Genomic DNA, 15698 nt, shown 5'->3' with positions numbered 1-15698 from the left:
TCACCGCCTGACGCGCCCGTTCGGAACAACGACATTCTGGACAACAACAAGAGTGGGAGAAACGATCATGCGACTCGATATCATGGGCGGCCTACAGAAACTGGGTCGTTCGCTCATGCTGCCCATCGCGGTGCTGCCGGTTGCCGGTCTGCTGCTGCGCTTGGGGCAGCCAGACCTGCTCGATATTTCCTTCATCGCCAATGCCGGCGATGCGATCTTCGCCAATCTGGCGCTGATTTTTGCCATCGGCCTAGCGGTGGGCTTCGCTAGCGACAGTAACGGCGCCGCCGGTCTGGCGGGAGTCGTCGGCTATCTGGTACTCGATGCGGTCCTGCACACGCTCAACGAAGACATCAACATGGGGGTGCTGTCGGGCATCATCATCGGCACCGTGGCGGGTCTACTCTATAACCGCTTCAAGGACATCAAGCTTCCCGATTACTTGGCTTTCTTCGGCGGGCGGCGCTTCATTCCGATCGTCACCGGGCTCGCTGCGGTCATCCTAGGGATGATCTTCGGGGTGATCTGGCCGACGGTCCAGACCGGCATCGACACCCTCGGCCAGTGGTTGATCGACGCCGGCGATCTGGGGCTTTTCGTCTACGGTGTGCTCAATCGCTTGCTGATCGTCACTGGGCTGCACCACGTACTCAACAGCTTCGTGTGGTTCGTGTTCGGCAGTTTCGATGGCGCGACCGGCGATCTTAACCGCTTCTTTGCGGGTGATCCCAGCGCGGGTAGCTTCATGGCGGGCTTTTTTCCGGTGATGATGTTTGGCCTCCCGGCGGCGGCGCTGGCGATGTATCACGCTGCGCCCAAGGGTCGTCGTGCCCAGGTCGGTGGCTTGTTGCTATCGCTGGCGTTGACCGCCTTCCTGACCGGCGTCACCGAGCCGATCGAGTTCACCTTCATGTTCCTGGCGCCGTTTTTGTATGTGTTGCATGCGCTGCTCACCGGCCTCTCGCTGGTGCTCATGAACCTGCTCGACGTCAAACTTGGCTTTACCTTCTCGGCTGGTGCCTTCGACTACGCGCTTTCCTACGGGCTCTCGACCAACGGCTGGCTGATGATTCCGGTGGGGCTTTGTTACTTCGCGCTGTATTACACGGTGTTTCGCTGGGCGATTGTACGCTTCGATCTACCCACGCCAGGGCGCGAACCGGAAACCGCAGGTGCCACTAGCGCCCCGACCGATCTCGGGGAGCGTGGCCCAGCTTTCGTGCATGCCTTGGGTGGGGCAGCCAACATGACCAGCGTGGGCGCTTGCACCACGCGCCTGCGACTGGTGCTCGTCGACGACAAAGCCATCGATGAACCGGCGCTCAAGCAGCTCGGTGCACGTGGCGTGCTGCACCTACGCGGCGGTGGCTTGCAGGTAATCCTCGGACCGATAGCCGACGGCGTTGCCGACGAGATTCGCGCCGCGATGAGTGCCGAAGGCGCCGCGCCGAGTGAAGCTCCAGCGGTCAGTGAGGGTAGCGGATCGGATACGGTTAGCGTGGTGCGATTGAGTGCCGAACAGCTCGACCACTGGTTGACGGCCCTGGGTGGGCGCGGCAACGTCCAGGAAGCCACCGCCGTGGCCATGACCCGCCTGCGGCTTCGCCTCGCCGATGTCGCGAGTCTCGACGAAGCCGCGCTCAAGACACTCGGTGCGCAAGGCATTCAACGCATCGACGGCGATCTGGTCCACATACTGCTCGGCGAACGCGCCCCCGGCGTCGCCGCCAGCCTGGGGGAACGCTGACAGCAGCGTCGTATGAGAGCTGCTCAGCTTGGCCGGGCAGAATTGCCCGGCTTTTTTGCGGCTGGTAAAGCCTATGCCAGAGCGTATTTCTGCATCATGCCCGTTTCTCTTGGAAGCAGGCTGTCAGATGGTCGATCAGGGCACGAACTCGTGCGGGCTGGTGATGGCGATCGGTATAGACGATTTGCAGGCCGAGTTGCGTCGTTCGATGATCGGCTAATAATTGTATCAGACGGCCATCTTCCAGTGCTTCGTCGAGCGCAAACATCGGCGCGTACACGATACCCAGGCCTTCGGTCGCCGCATGAACCAGCAAGGTGATGTCATCCGAGCGCATAGCGGCTGGGCCGTCGATGGCGTACGCGCGATCTTCGCTATCGCGCACCATCCAGTCGCCGGGCGAGCGAGCCGCCGTGAAGACCAATCGCGGTAACCGGCGGATTTGCGAGATTTCTTGCCGTTCATGGGCGCCGAGCAAGCCGGGCGCACAGCCCAGGCCCATGTGGATACTGCCGAGTGGTCGAGTATACAAAGCCGAATCTGGGAGTTGCCCGATGCGCACGGCAAGGTCCAGCCGGCCATCGACCAGATCGGCGTAGCGCTCATCCGTGTGCAGGTTCAACGTGATCTGCGGATGGGCCCTGCAGAACGCAGCCAGCATCGGCGGCAGCTTTTGGGTGCCGAAGGCACGGGGTACGCCCAGTCGGATCTCTCCTGCAAGCTGGCTGCGGCCATCGCGTGCTTCGGCGTCTGCCTCGGCCAGCGCCTCCATGATTCGTTTTGATGCCGCCAGATATTGCTGGCCGGCATCGGTCAGCGACAGCGCGCGAGTGCTGCGGTGCAAGAGTCGTGTTCCCAGTGCCGATTCGAGTGCGCTCAGGTATTTGCCGGCCATGGCAGGCGACAGTCCCAGGGCTCTTCCGGCTGCAGCAATACTGCCGTGCTCGACCGCCGCGATGAATATCTCGATTTGTCGAAAACGATCCATGCCTGTTATTCCATCGCTTAATGATCGACGCCAACTCATATTTATCTCATTCTATCATCTGGCGATCGCCTTCATGATGCTAGCTCCGCTTACCTATTCGGAGTACAAACCATGACGATCGAAACAGACAACGCCGTTCTTCACGTCGCGGAGCATGGCGCTGGGCAGCGCACGCTCGTGTTTCTTCACTACTGGGGCGGTTCTGGCCGCACATGGATGGACGTAGCGGCGGCACTTGGGGAGCGGAACCTGTGCCTCATGCCGGATCTGCCAGGCTGGGGTCAGTCTGGCCCGTCGCGCAGTGGATATCGGATTGCGGATCTGGCCGAGGCGGTTGGCGGGATGATCGAAGCACGTCAGCTCCGTGATGTCGTACTGGTCGGTCATTCCATGGGTGGCAAGATTGCCCAGTATCTCGCGGGCCAGCGGCCGGCCTGGCTGAAGGAGCTGGTGCTGGTGGCATCGTCTCCGGCCCTGCCAATGGATGTTCCGGAGCCTCAGCGTCTTGCTATGCAATCGGCCTATGACAGCCGCGCGAGTGTCGAAGAGACACTCGATCATGTGCTCACGGAGACGCCGCTCGCCGGGATGGTGCGCGAACGCGCCATTGCCGACAGTTTGGCCGGCGATCCGGCGGCCAAGACCGCCTGGCCGGCAGTGGCGATGCTCGAAGATATCAGCGAAACGACACGATGCATCGATGTGCCGACGCTGCTGTTGATCGGTGAGTGCGACCGTGTCGATCCTCCAGCCGTGCTCGCCGACCGGCTCGTGCCCTTTCTACCGACCCCGGAAACACATGAACTGGCGGGCATCGGCCACTTGCTGCCGCTGGAAGCGCCAGTGGAAGTCGCAGGGCATATACAGCGGTGGCTAAACGAACATCGAGGATAATACGCATACTATTCGTGCCTGGCCCCACCATTGGGGCCTTTTCACAGCTACTTGCCACATACGAGTACAAGGCATGTTTCTACGGCATCGATGGCGTCGCCACCCGGCAAGAAATGCCCCTAAGTGTATGGTTAGCATCTTGTCGCGGAACGATCGCTCATGCCCTCGCTGACTTCAACGACCAGGTCGCGAAACCACCGATGAGCTGGATCGTCCCGCATGCGTGGATGCCAAAGCGCATAAAGCTCAAATGAATCCATCTCCATCGGTGGCGTGAACAGGTCCAACATGGATTCAAAGCGCTGGAGAAAGCGGCCGGGCAACGTACACAGGTGATCGCTGTCCGCCATGACAATCGGCGCTAGGGCATAACTCTGGACCGATAGACTAACCTGCCGTTTCCGACCCAGCGCCTCCAATGCACGATCCACCGGCCCCGCGTAGCCCCCGCCCTCGCTCGACACCACTACATGCTCAGCGGCGCAAAACTCGTCCAGCGTGACCGGCTGACTTCCCCGTGGATGGCCCCGGCGCTGTGCCGTGACGAACTGATCGGAAAACAGTGTCCGGCCAATCAGGCCCTCGTCTGCCGTACGGGGCAGTCCGATGACCATATCCACGTCCCCGCGATCAAGTGCCGGGGTGATCGTTTCGGGATCCGGCAACACGAACGTAATCCGGGCATGGGGCGCCACTCGCTTCAAGGCCGTAACAAGGTCGGGGCCAATCATGACGGCAGGGTTATCGTAAGCTGCCAGCACGAACGTCCGGTCGCTCTCTGACGGATCGAAATGGGGAGAATGCCCGATGAACTCGCGCAGGTGCCCCAAGAGCCGGGGCAATGTCTCGCCCAATGCTTGGGCACGTGGCGTTGGCATGACACCCCGACCCGCCACCGGTACGAAAAGCTGATCGCCGAACAATGCCCGCAGACGGGTCAATCGCCCTGAAAGGGCCGGCTGACTGATTCCTAGACGATCTGCGGCGCGGCTGACGTTGCGCTCCTGGATCAGGGCTTCGAAGGCCATCAACAGACCAATATCGATATCATTCAAACGGTCGGGCATGAAAGCACGTCTTTTGTGGAGCCTCGCTCACTTCGAGCGTGGGCATGAGTATTCGTGAGGGTTATGCAAGGTATAACCGGCATCGTTTTCTCGCTAGACCCGCCGGCCCCTATGATCTGTCTCTGACACCTACCTGAAACAGGAAGACAGACTCATGATGATACGTTCACTCATACTTTCCACCCTACTGCTGGGTCTTTCAGCCGCAGGACCCGTCTCTGCAGCCACTACCGCCACTCTGAATCACTCCCCGGGGATCGCCCAACAGGATGAAGGCGCCGATACTTATGCCTTCACTATTGGCAGCGTCCGGGTAACGGCTCTCTCCGACGGCAGCGTACCGCAGAACCTTCACAAGATTCTGCACGGCATCACCAACAAGGAGATCGACGAACGCTTGGCGCAGGCGTACCTGACCAATCCCGTCGAGGTTTCCATCAATGCATTTTTGCTAGAGCTAGGGGACAAGCTTGTCCTCGTTGATACCGGCGTAGGTCAACTCTTCGGTTCAAAACTCGGTGGTCAGCTGATCGAGAGCTTGCAGGCGGCCGGCGTAAAACCCGAACAGATCACGGATGTCTTACTCACCCACGTCCATTCCGACCATATGGGCGGACTAACTCGTGATGGCCAGCGCGTTTTTCCCAATGCGATGGTCCATGTTGGTAAACCGGATGTCGACTTTTTCCTGGATCCTCAAAATGCAGAACAGGCCAACTACGATCAGCATTACTTTGACCAGGCTGAAACGATCCTCGAACCCTATGTCAAAGCCGGGAAGATCGACACCTTCGATAAAACTACCGAAGTACTGCCAGGCTTGACCGCCTCCCTTCATCCGGGGCATACGTCGGGCAGTGCATTCTTCACATTGGAAAGCGAGGGTCAGACCCTTACCTTCACCGGCGACATCGTTCATGTAGCGGCTGTTCAACTCCCTGATCCGTCCGTGACGATTGCCTATGACGTCGATCAGAAGAAAGCGAGGAAAGTCCGCACAGCAGCCTTCGCCGACTTTGCCAAGCATCGGGACTTGGTGGCCGTGCCGCATATGCCGTTCCCTGGCATCGGTCATATTCGCAAGGTCGGAGAGGGCTATGAGTGGGTGCCTATCAATTATGGAAATCGAAAAGTGACGGCAACGGAGTAATCTAAAAAGTAGGCGCTCAGGCTTTCACTTTACATCGTGGTTACGATAGGCAGGGTTTAGATGGAATCTACATCAAATTTTTCCATCTCGTCCTGCCTATCTTATAAAGATTCTGCTCGACTTACGTCTTGGGTCCCTCGCCGCACCTCTCGACGCTTCCCTACAGCGTCTCTTCCAGAAGTAGGGCCAGTCGCTTGTGGTGCAGGTCATCGGCGGCTGCGTCGTAGGAAGGGGCGTCCTTGGCCGTGAAGCCATGGGCCGCGCCTTTGTAGAGCTCGGTGGTGAAGTGCACGCCGGCGGTGGCGAGGGCTTCGTCCAGGCGAGCGATCTGCTCTGGGGGCAGCAGTTCGTCTTTGTCGGCGTGGCCGAAATAGACGCGCCCTTCGATATTGCCGACGACGTTCACAGGGCTGTTCGGGTCGTCTGCCTCGGCCAGTCGCGCCGAATGGAAACCGGCTGCAGCAGCCACGCGATTGGCATGTTCGGCCGCCATGCGCAGCGCGAAGGCGCCGGTCATGCAATAGCCGACCACGCCGATCTTGCCGCCCCCGAACTCGGGCTCATTGTCGATGCAGTTCAGCAGGGCGGCGAAGTCGCGGGACTGTGCCTCGGGAGTGAGATGGCCGGCATATTCGAGCAGCGTCGGGCGCACATCCGGATCGCGGAAGGACTTGCCCTCCGGGACGATGTGTCCGTTTGCATCGCGGTAGTAGACATTGGGCATCAACACGGCATAGCCGTCATCGGCGATTCGCTGAGCCTTCTCGTGATAGCAGGGGCGCAGGCCGCCGATATCGGTGAACAGTACCACGGCCGGTAGAGGGCCGTCGGCGTTATTGGGCATGAAGATATGCGCGTCGATAGTGCCGTCTGCGGCGGGGATTTCGATAGCACGAGACATGGATGAGCTCCGGGTTGTCGATGGCGAATGGATGTCGTCAAGGGCGACGGGCCCTGTTTCGCTGCCTAGGCAGGTTCGTAGCGGCTGACTTCCAGCCCTGAGCCCACCGGCAGCAACACGCTCGTCATGCCCGGCATGGCGCGGACGGCGGCAGCGTATTCTGCCTGGCCGCTGCTATCGCCACCGCCGCCACGGATCATGTTGTCGGCCACCAGGATGGCGCCGGGAGCGAGCTTGTCGCGAAAGGCCTCGAAACTCGGGAGATAGAGGTCCTTCCAATGGTCGACGAGCACGAAGTCGAAGGGCCCGTCGAGGCCGTCGATCAAGGCCAGGGCATCTCCCACTTGGTAATCGACCCACTCGACGAGCCCCGCGCCTTCGGCCATTTCCTTGGCAATCGCAGATTTTTCTGCTTCCAATTCGATCGTGGTCACTCGGCCGCCCGTAGCGCGGGCGGCATCGGCGAGCCAGAGCGTCGAGTAGCCTAGAGAAGTGCCCAACTCGAGAATGTGCGGTGCGTCGAGGCTGCTGGCCAGCAAGTTGATGAAACGACCGGCTGCTGGCCCTACCGCCATATGGCGATGTGGGCCACCATTTCCTTGCTTTTCCTCTTCGATACGCTGGTGATAGAGGCCGAGAGCATGCCGCATGGCATCGTTCATATCGAGCCGGGGGTCGAAGTTAGCCATGAAGTCTCCTTGGAGAAGCCGCCCACCTACGATGAGCGAGTAGTGCAGGTTTAGAGGATGATCATCGGTACGACAGGCCATGGTAATACAAACCGGCTTGATTCACTGTGCCTGTACATCTTTTCCAGGCGACGCGAGGCGCGCCGATATGCGGTAACCTTGGGGTGTCGAGAACCAACTGGGAAGCCGCATGCAGCCACATCTGATTGTCACGGATCTGGATATGATGACTGGATGATCTGTCAGAGCGAGGATGTGGTGATTCACCGGGCGACCGTGACGAAATTCGGTATCCAGGTTGGAGAGGTTACGCTGTTTTTCACCCAGTCTAATCCAGACGGAGGTTCGTCATGACGGTGCGCGCTGCTTTAACCGGCCTCGTCCAAGGGTTGGGACTGGCAGTCATGATTGGTTGGGGCGGTAGTTCAGCCCTCGCGGCGTCGTTTGCGGCTGAAAAGTCACTGGATGGGACTGAACTCGTTTTGCAAGGGGCAGGCACTGCCAGTTATATGTTCTGGGATGTATATGACGCGGCTCTTTATGCACCGGCTAATGCTAGCCAGGATGCCATCATCAACGCCGAGATGCCGATGAGTCTGCTTCTCGAGTATCGGCGCGATGTGGACGTGGCGGATATTCTCGAGGCGACTTGGGCCACTCTGGACAAACAGTACGCGGTGAAGGCACGCGAGGCGATTCGCCCCAAGATAGAGGCGATCCAGAATGCAATGACCGATGCCACTGATGGTGACCGCTATCGGCTTGACTGGAATCCAGACGTGCCACGACTGAGCCTGAGTCTGAACGGTGATAAGCGCTTCGAGTCGGATGACGTTGAGCTGGCGCGTGCCTACTTCGGTATCTGGCTGGCCGAGCCACCGTTGTCGGAAGAGCTGCGTGCCGCGCTGCTCTCACGAACGGACTGACGTGGCAGATGCCTGGAGCCGAACGGACGCGTAGACGCCCACGCCCATGACGCCGCAGTGTCGTGCAGAGCCTCGTGATGTTTGGCTTCAGTTAGTGGCCTGAAATCTGCCAGACTGGCCTCATATATCCCATGAATCCGCAAGAGAGAGCCTCAATGAGCGAGACGAATCAACCTTGGAACCGGCCCATGCCGGAGCAGCAGTTCAAGCTGATGCGCGAGATCCTCGATGCGCCCAGCCCGGTGGGGCTGGAAGGTGCGATGACTTACGGCGTGCTCAAGCCGCAGTTCGAGTCGTTCGCGCCGAGCGATTGGCAGCTTCATCAGTACCAGGGCCACGCCGGCGTGGTGCTGGATACCCATCCCGGCCGCGACGACATGTTCAAGGTGATGCTGATCGGCCACGCCGACAAGATTCGCATGCAGGTGCGCTCGATCGGCGACGACGGCAAGATCTGGATCAATACCGACTCCTTCCTGCCCACGGTGCTGATTGGCCACGAGGTCAAGCTGTTCAGCGAAGACCCCGACAATCCCGGCAGCTACCGGGTGATCCAGGGCGGTACGGTGGAGGCGCTGGGCGCCATTCATTTCGCCGACCCGGCGGTGCGTTCGGGCGACCGGGGCATCAAGAAGGAGCAGATCTACCTGGATCTGCAGATCCATGGCGAGAACAAGAAGCAGCAGGTATTGAATCTGGGCGTGCGCCCCGGCGATTCGATCATCATGGATCGTCCCATCCGCTCCGGTTTCAGCCCCGACACCTTCTACGGCGCCTACCTCGACAACGGCCTGGGTTGCTTCGTCACCAGCGAGGTCGCACGACTGATCGCCGAGGCGGGCGGCACCCGGCAGGTGCGCGTAATGTTCGCCATTGCCAGCTACGAGGAGATCGGCCGCTTCGGCAGCCGTGTGCTGGCCGGGGAGCTCGAACCGGACGTACTGATCGGCGTCGACGTCAATCACGACTACGTGGCGGCACCCGGTATCGGCGACCGACGCATGCAGCCGCTGGAAATGGGCAAGGGCTTCACCATGGCGGTGGGCGCGATCGCCAGCGAGCAGCTCAACCGGATCATCGAGAGCGCCGCCAAACAGCACGACATTCCGATGCAGCGTGACATGGTCGGCGTCGACACCGGCACCGACGGCATGGCCGGCGTGTTGGCCGCGGTGGATTGCGCTGCCACCTCGATCGGCTTCCCGATCCGCAACATGCACACCATCTCCGAGACCGGCAATACTCAGGACGTGCTGGCGGCGATCCATGCGCTGACGTACACCCTCCAGGCGCTGGACGCCCTCGACGACCCGCACCGCGAGTTTCTCGACAACCATCCGCGTCTCGACCGGGCCACGCCGCTGGAGCACCAAGGCTCGGCCAAGCCCGATGAAGGTGATGAGAATAGCTCTCTCTAGGCATTTAACTGTTCAGCATTTATCCGCCATGCTCCGCACGAAGAAAATGCTGAACAGTTGGGCGACTCAAGGACAAAGCACGGAATGATCGGCCACACTGGCGTTGGAGTCGTCGATATCGCGCGTTCTGCATATGGGGCTGTCCTGTTGTGAGATGCACCTTGACCAACAGTACGTGGCGCTAACGCCAGTCCCCAACTTCAGGCCGATATGCGGTAACCTTGGGGTGTCGAGAACCAACCGGGAAGCCGCATGCAGCCTCATCTGATTGTCACGGATCTGGATAACACACTGCTCAATGCCGAGCACGATCTCGATGAATTGACCATCGAGACCTTTCAGGCCTTGGCCGCCGAGGGCCATCATCTGGCGCTGGCATCGGGTCGCCACTTTCACGATATCACGGCGTTCCGCCGCCGACTGGGCGTGCCCGCCTATATATTGAGCACCAATGGGGCACATCTCTACGCGCCCGACGATAGCTTGATCGCCGAACAGTGGGTGCCGGCGGAGCTGGTGCGAGCGTTGGTCGAGCTGCCACGCGATGCTGATATTCGGCTCAATCTGTATACCGGCGACGAGTGGTTGATCGATGCGTCGGCGCCGGAGTTGAAGGCCTTGCACGCGCATACCGGGTTCCACTACCGCGTCGCCGACCTCGAGGCGCACGATGGCAATGGGGTGGGCAAGGTGCTGTGCATCGGCGATCCCGTCGCGCTGGCGTCGTTGGAACAGAGCATCAACGAGGCGCTGGGCACACGGGTACATGTGACCTATTCGATGGCCCACTCACTGGAAATCATGGCGGAAGGTGTCAATAAGGGCGCCACGCTGGAGCGTCTGTTGACGCATCTGGAGCTACCCGCATCGCGCTGCCTGGCGTTCGGCGACAACCTCAATGATGCTGAGATGCTGGCGTTGGCCGGCCACGGCTTCATCGTGGAAAACGCCCACCCGGATTTGCCGAGACGCGCACCCGGTGCCAGGCGGATCGGTCACCATCATCCGTTCGGTGTTGCACAGCTGTTGCAGGAGTTTTTCGAGTTGAAGGTCATCGCCAAGTAAGCCGAGTTTCATTCATATTCGCATGACAAGGAGTGTCATTCGTGGGAGAGCCGACGCACCACTATATGAGCGAATATGCGCGTAAAGTCTGGATCGCTGCCGGCATAGTCGCTGTCACCATGACGATATTGGCCGCACTCTGGTTCGGTTTCAGAATTCTGCTGATGGTCTTCGTCGGGCTGCTGCTGGCATTGGCCTTTTCGCTGCCGGCAGGCTGGTTGTGCCGTCACAGTTTCCTCTCTCGGCGTTGGGCATTGGTGGTCGTATTGTTCGTCGTTTCTGGCTTGTTTGCCGCCTTCAGCGTGAACTTTGCCTTCAGTATCAGCCAGCAATTCGAACAGCTTGCCAAGACACTGCCCAACTCGCTGGCCGACTTGAAACAAACGATAGGCCAGTGGCCGCTGGGATCGCAGTTTATCGAACGAGTAAGCGATAATTCGTCGTCCGAGAATGTGCTGGGCAACTGGTCCGCACGCGTTTCCACCGTTTTCTCGACCACGCTGGGAGCATTGCTCAATGTAGTGGTGGTGGTATTCATTGGGCTGTTCATTGCGTTCGACCCGGCCATTTATAAAGCCGGTGTGTTGCGGCTCATCACGCCTTCTCGGCGGGAAGGGGCTGCCGACCTAATGGATGTCATCAAGCGTAAGCTTGCCTGGTGGCTATTGGGCAGGCTCACGTCGATGTCCGTCGTGGGAGTGCTGGTCGGCACTGGCCTCTGGATGCTGGGTATTCCCATGGCGTTGTCGCTCGGCCTTCTCGCGGCATTTTTATCGCTCATTCCCTACTTGGGGCCGGTGGTGTCGGCGATTCCTGCCTTGCTGGTGGCGTTCTCGATCGATTCCACGGCGATGCTGCATGTGGCCGTGCTGTATGTCGGCATCCAGGCGCTGGAAAGTTACCTGGTCACGCCGCTCATCCAGCGCGAGGCGGTGAGTATTCCACCTGGGCTTTTGTTGGTGATGCAGGTATGGCTAGGGTTGGTCGCTGGTTTGATAGGTGTGTTGGTCGCCGAACCGCTGGTCGTGCTGGGTATGGTGCTTATCCATCGCTTGTATGTGAAAGGCTGGCTGGAGCAGAGAGGGCATGCGCTTGAGCGAACACTCAAGCCAGCCACCGACAAATAAGGGTGGCCGGCATTGATTCGCAATGGTTGGCGGACAACAGGTAGATCAATGCACGCTGATCACGTGGCAGGGGGCGGTGTGCGAAACCTTGTGCGAGACACTGCCGACGACGAGCCCGGCGATGTCGCTCAAGCCACGGCTGCCCATGACGATGGCATCGGCGTTCAGCGTCTTGGCCTGTTCGATGATCACCCGTGCCGGATCGCCCTGATGTAGCGAGCCTTCGACATCGGTGATGCCACGTTCGCTGGCAGCCTGAGTGGCAGCATCGAGCAGTTGCCGGCCGGCGCGCTCGAGTTGTTCGGCGCTGGCTTCCATGGGGACCGCGCCCACGCCCCAGACGAGGAGAGTGTCGTGGGCCAGCGATTCGGGAATATGCAGGATATGTAGGCGCGCACCGTCGGCGCTGGCCAGCTTGCAGGCGATATCGAGCGCCGTGCTGGCTGCTTCCGATCCGTCGACAGGAACCACGATGGTCGAGTACATGGCAACCTCCGTATGTGCTGGCATTAAAGTCGGCACTTGCGATGCGTTTGGACGCGATTACGAGTGCACTCAATCTAGCCTAGTTGCCCAGTACGTGCCTCATCGTGATCTGGATCAAGACGATGTGGATTGTTGGTTATCGCTTTGTGTTTCCAGCCGGCGCAGGCGCTGCCAGAGTTCGCGGCGCAGGTCAGCGAGGCGCGGGGCTTCGCCCTCGTCGAAGGGGATCGGGCGTGTCATGCGCAGCGTGCGCAAGCCGAGCCGCGCGGTGAGAAGGCCTGCGCCGAGCCCTTGGCCGGCGCGGGTGGAAAGCTTGCCGGCCACGTTCATCGAGAGCAGGTCCATCCCGGCGTCCGTGGCAATCTCGCTGGCGCCGGCGAAGGCCATGTTGTAGAGCACTGCGCGAAATAGACGTAGGCGGCTGGCGTAACCGAGCTCCAGGCCGTAGAGCGCGGCGAGGCGGTCGATCAGACCGATGTTGCGCCACGCCATCAAGGCCATGTCGAAAAATGTCACCGGGCTAACGGCGACCATGACGGCGGTTTCACCGGACATGCGCGCGATCAACCGGCGTGCCTGGCGGTCGCGCGGGGCCAGGAGGTGGTGCGCCAGCAGGGTACGTGTTTCCTGAGCGTCGTGGTGCGGCTGATGTGCGGCTTGAAAAGCGCGCCAGTGGGGGTCGTCGTCGCCTAGCTGCATTTGGCGCCGCAAGCGTTCGGCGAGCGTCTGCATGTCCTGGGGCGTTGCTTCTTCGGGGGCGTCGAGTTGGTCACGCAATCGGGTGTGCCGCTTCAGACGCCGCAGACGCCATAGCTCGCGTAATAGTGCCACGGCACCCAAGCCCAGCGCCAAGATACCCAGTGCGCTCCAGGCGCCTGCCAGCCAGTCGCCGTCGAGGGTGGCGATATACAGATGACGCGCGACTTCCAGGCTGCCTAGCGCTAGGGAGCCGCCGAGTAGAGCCATGAGCCCCCAACGGCGCTTGCGGGGTTTGCCCAGGCTGGCTTCGAGTGGCACGTCCGGCGCGCTATCCTGTGTGGCGAGCGGATGAGAAGCGCTTTCCGGGGGAAAGCGTTCCCCAGGCTCGGGGGCAGCCGTAAAGTGGGGCGGGGACTCAGGATCGACGCGAAAACGTTGTCCGGGGCGCGGCTCGCTCATTTCAATTTATCTCCAATCAGCCAGTCGAGCGCTGCATCCATGCGTACGTGCGGGAGTTCGGGCGTGTCGCGATGCGGAGGCCGAAACGCCGTGAAATCGAATCCCTGGCGAGCCCAGAAGTCGTGCTCAGGTAAGCGGGACGGCACGTCGCCGGGGAACAGCAGTACGTCTTCGCCTTCCAGGGTGGTACCACGTAGGGCGGGGCGGCGTTGGCCGTCATTATCCACTTCGCGTGGCTCGGTGGCACGCACCGCCGCCAAGGACAGCGCCTTCACCGGCACATCGGCATAGCGCAGATCCTTGAGTGGCTCGGCAAGCAGGGATTCGAGTAAGGCGACGACATTGGGATGCTGTTCGGGCGTGACGTGGTCGGCTTTGGTCGCGGCAATGGCCAGACGATCGATGCGCGGCGAGAACAATCGGCTCATCAGGCTGCGCTTGCCGTAATCGAAACTCCGCATCAGGGTGCTCAGCGCCCGGGAAAGATCCTCGAAGCGTTCCGGACCGGCGTTGAGCGCGCCCAGCACATCGACCAGTACGATCTGGCGGTCGAAGCGCCGGAAATGGTCACGGTAGAACGGTTTGACCACGTGGCGGCGATAATGGTCGAAGCGCCGCGCCAGCGTCTTGTAGACGCTTGTCTCGGGCAAGGCGTCGAGTTCGGCGCGGTTGGCTTCGCGCACGCCGGGAAGCGGAAAAAATTGCAGCACCGGCGCATCTTCCAGATCGCCCGGGAGTAGAAAGCGCCCCGGTTGCAGATCGGCGAAGCCGGCCTCGCGCGAGGCGCGCAATGCGTCGGCGTAATGGCTGGCGATCTCGGCGAGTTGGCCTTCGTCGGCTTCGTCGTCCGGGGCTAGGGTCTCGGCGGCACTCAACCAGGTCGCGGCGAGGCGTTGGCGCTCACTGCCCATGGTGGTCTGCTGTGCCTCGCTCCAACTGAGGAAGTCGTGCTCGAGCAGGGGCAGGTCGAGCAACCATTCACCGGGATAGTCGATCAGATCGAGGGTGAGCGTCGCCGTATCGCCCAGCAGGCCCCGGGCGCGCCGTGTGCGGTGCTTGATGGTCAGGCGCAGCTCACTGATGCCCCGCGTGGGCGCTGGCCAGTGCGGTGGTGTGCCGTCGAGGGAGGCCATGGCGGCGTCATAGGGAAAACGTGGCACGCCGAGGTCGGGCTGAGCGACCCGCTGGGCGCCAAGCAGGCGGCCCTCGCGGGCGGCGCGCAACAGATCGAGGCGTGCTTCCAGGCCCGCATGACGCAACTGATGCACCAGCGAGGTGAGAAAGGCGGTCTTGCCGGCTCGGGAAAGGCCGGTTACGGCGAGTCGCAGTTGGCGGTCGCGGCCGCGCTCGATGAAATTGTGCAGTTCCTGGGTCAGGTGACGTCGCATTACGGTATCCGACTGAAGTTCTGTCTCGAATGTGCGGGTGAATCGTGCCCAAGGCAAGAGCCAATAGTCTTCTCAAATGGTAATAATTGTCATTATTGATGCGAACGGTCGTTATCTTGACGCTAACATAGCGTTCGAAGCCGCGAACTCGCCGGCTCTCTTCACATCGAATCCATAGAGGACTAAAATGGTCCTCAATAGAGCATCCGTGGAGTGAGGGCATGTTGAAGCTTTCCAAGCTAACCGACTATGCCGCCGTGGTAATGGCGCAGATCGCGCGTTACCCGGAGCAGGCACACGCCGCCACCGAGCTGGCCGATGCGGTGCAGTTGCCACACCCCACCGTCAGCAAGACGTTGAAGATGCTGGTGAGAGCCGGGCTTCTGGAATCGCGGCGCGGCTCGTTGGGCGGTTATCGGTTGGCGCGACCTGCGGCGTCCATTACCGCCTCCGATATCATCGGCGCCATCGAAGGGCCGGTAGCGATGACCGAGTGCAGCCACGCCGATGGCGACTGCGATCTGGTAAACACCTGCGGCGTCGCTGATAACTGGCAGCGTGTCTCGCTGGCTATTCGCACCTTGCTCGACAGCGTGACCCTGGCGCATCTAGCCCAGGAAGCACCGCTGAAACTGCCCGTTCAATTGCCCATACAGAGCGTGACCTTGGCGAGTCGCGCCGAGATTTGATTAGA

At 60.8% G+C, this 15698-nt stretch carries 16 protein-coding genes; 9 read left to right on the top strand and 7 right to left on the bottom strand.

Translation table 11 applies throughout. From position 1 onward, the window contains the following. Positions 1 to 67 precede the first annotated feature (67 nt). A complete protein-coding gene (nagE, locus tag L1075_RS01880) occupies positions 68 to 1747 on the top strand; it encodes an N-acetylglucosamine-specific PTS transporter subunit IIBC (protein WP_075369633.1) in 1680 nt (559 codons plus the stop codon). Between the two features lie 94 nt (positions 1748 to 1841). Here the strand turns inward: nagE and L1075_RS01875 are convergent, their stop codons facing one another. Beyond that, the gene (locus tag L1075_RS01875) at positions 1842 to 2735 is read right to left on the bottom strand and encodes a LysR family transcriptional regulator (RefSeq protein WP_075369634.1); all 894 of its coding nucleotides are present in this window, start codon (positions 2733 to 2735) and stop codon (positions 1842 to 1844) included. 111 nt (positions 2736 to 2846) lie between these two features. On the opposite strand from L1075_RS01875, the gene L1075_RS01870 reads away from it, so the two are divergent. Further along, positions 2847 to 3629, top strand: a complete 783-nt coding sequence (locus tag L1075_RS01870; RefSeq protein WP_075369635.1) for an alpha/beta fold hydrolase — start codon at positions 2847 to 2849, stop codon at positions 3627 to 3629. Positions 3630 to 3760: 131 nt separating this feature from the next. Here L1075_RS01870 and L1075_RS01865 read toward each other — a convergent pair whose 3' ends face one another. Then, entirely contained in the window at positions 3761 to 4696 is a 936-nt protein-coding gene (locus tag L1075_RS01865; protein WP_075369636.1) for a LysR family transcriptional regulator, read from the bottom strand. A 154-nt stretch (positions 4697 to 4850) separates the two neighbouring features. Between L1075_RS01865 and L1075_RS01860 the strand changes: the two genes are divergently transcribed. Continuing rightward, complete coding sequence (locus L1075_RS01860) at positions 4851 to 5846, top strand: MBL fold metallo-hydrolase (RefSeq protein ID WP_246939458.1); 996 nt, start codon at positions 4851 to 4853, stop codon at positions 5844 to 5846. A 160-nt stretch (positions 5847 to 6006) separates the two neighbouring features. Here the strand turns inward: L1075_RS01860 and L1075_RS01855 are convergent, their stop codons facing one another. Further along, positions 6007 to 6747 (bottom strand): dienelactone hydrolase family protein, encoded by a 741-nt coding sequence (locus L1075_RS01855; protein WP_075369638.1) that lies wholly within the window; start codon positions 6745 to 6747, stop codon positions 6007 to 6009. Positions 6748 to 6812: 65 nt separating this feature from the next. Then, entirely contained in the window at positions 6813 to 7436 is a 624-nt protein-coding gene (locus tag L1075_RS01850) for an O-methyltransferase (RefSeq protein WP_217693998.1), read from the bottom strand. 57 nt (positions 7437 to 7493) lie between these two features. Between L1075_RS01850 and L1075_RS15835 the strand changes: the two genes are divergently transcribed. The 5 genes from L1075_RS15835 to L1075_RS01830 all read left to right on the top strand — a co-directional run bounded on the left by L1075_RS15835 (position 7494) and on the right by L1075_RS01830 (position 11972). Next, the gene (locus L1075_RS15835) at positions 7494 to 7790 is read left to right on the top strand and encodes a DUF3833 family protein (protein WP_139312394.1); all 297 of its coding nucleotides are present in this window, start codon (positions 7494 to 7496) and stop codon (positions 7788 to 7790) included. Continuing rightward, positions 7787 to 8362, top strand: a complete 576-nt coding sequence (locus L1075_RS01845; RefSeq protein WP_246893802.1) for a chalcone isomerase family protein — start codon at positions 7787 to 7789, stop codon at positions 8360 to 8362. The genes L1075_RS15835 and L1075_RS01845 overlap by 4 nt, the downstream gene beginning before the upstream one ends. Before the next feature lie 155 nt (positions 8363 to 8517). Further along, a complete protein-coding gene (locus L1075_RS01840; RefSeq protein WP_246893801.1) occupies positions 8518 to 9780 on the top strand; it encodes a M20/M25/M40 family metallo-hydrolase in 1263 nt (420 codons plus the stop codon). A gap of 252 nt (positions 9781 to 10032) precedes the next feature. Then, positions 10033 to 10845 carry a Cof-type HAD-IIB family hydrolase gene (locus tag L1075_RS01835; RefSeq protein ID WP_040244055.1) on the top strand — a complete coding sequence of 271 codons (813 nt, stop codon included), beginning with the start codon at positions 10033 to 10035 and terminating at the stop codon, positions 10843 to 10845. A gap of 41 nt (positions 10846 to 10886) precedes the next feature. Continuing rightward, complete coding sequence (locus tag L1075_RS01830) at positions 10887 to 11972, top strand: AI-2E family transporter (RefSeq protein WP_143333961.1); 1086 nt, start codon at positions 10887 to 10889, stop codon at positions 11970 to 11972. Between the two features lie 45 nt (positions 11973 to 12017). Here L1075_RS01830 and L1075_RS01825 read toward each other — a convergent pair whose 3' ends face one another. From L1075_RS01825 to L1075_RS01815, 3 genes are all read right to left on the bottom strand, one after another. Continuing rightward, positions 12018 to 12458, bottom strand: coding sequence for a universal stress protein (locus L1075_RS01825; RefSeq protein ID WP_246939455.1), 441 nt, complete (start codon positions 12456 to 12458; stop codon positions 12018 to 12020). A 114-nt stretch (positions 12459 to 12572) separates the two neighbouring features. Next, the gene (locus tag L1075_RS01820) at positions 12573 to 13616 is read right to left on the bottom strand and encodes a YcjF family protein (protein ID WP_040244048.1); all 1044 of its coding nucleotides are present in this window, start codon (positions 13614 to 13616) and stop codon (positions 12573 to 12575) included. Beyond that, on the bottom strand, positions 13613 to 15004 hold the full coding sequence (locus L1075_RS01815) for a YcjX family GTP-binding protein (protein ID WP_075369641.1): 1392 nt from the start codon (positions 15002 to 15004) through the stop codon (positions 13613 to 13615). The genes L1075_RS01820 and L1075_RS01815 overlap by 4 nt, the downstream gene beginning before the upstream one ends. Before the next feature lie 221 nt (positions 15005 to 15225). On the opposite strand from L1075_RS01815, the gene L1075_RS01810 reads away from it, so the two are divergent. Then, positions 15226 to 15693, top strand: coding sequence for an SUF system Fe-S cluster assembly regulator (locus L1075_RS01810; protein WP_040244045.1), 468 nt, complete (start codon positions 15226 to 15228; stop codon positions 15691 to 15693). Positions 15694 to 15698 lie beyond the last annotated feature (5 nt).

Source organism: Chromohalobacter beijerinckii (assembly GCF_023061185.1).
Classification (GTDB): domain Bacteria; phylum Pseudomonadota; class Gammaproteobacteria; order Pseudomonadales; family Halomonadaceae; genus Chromohalobacter; species Chromohalobacter beijerinckii.
This window is presented reverse-complemented; position numbering and strand designations above follow the sequence as displayed.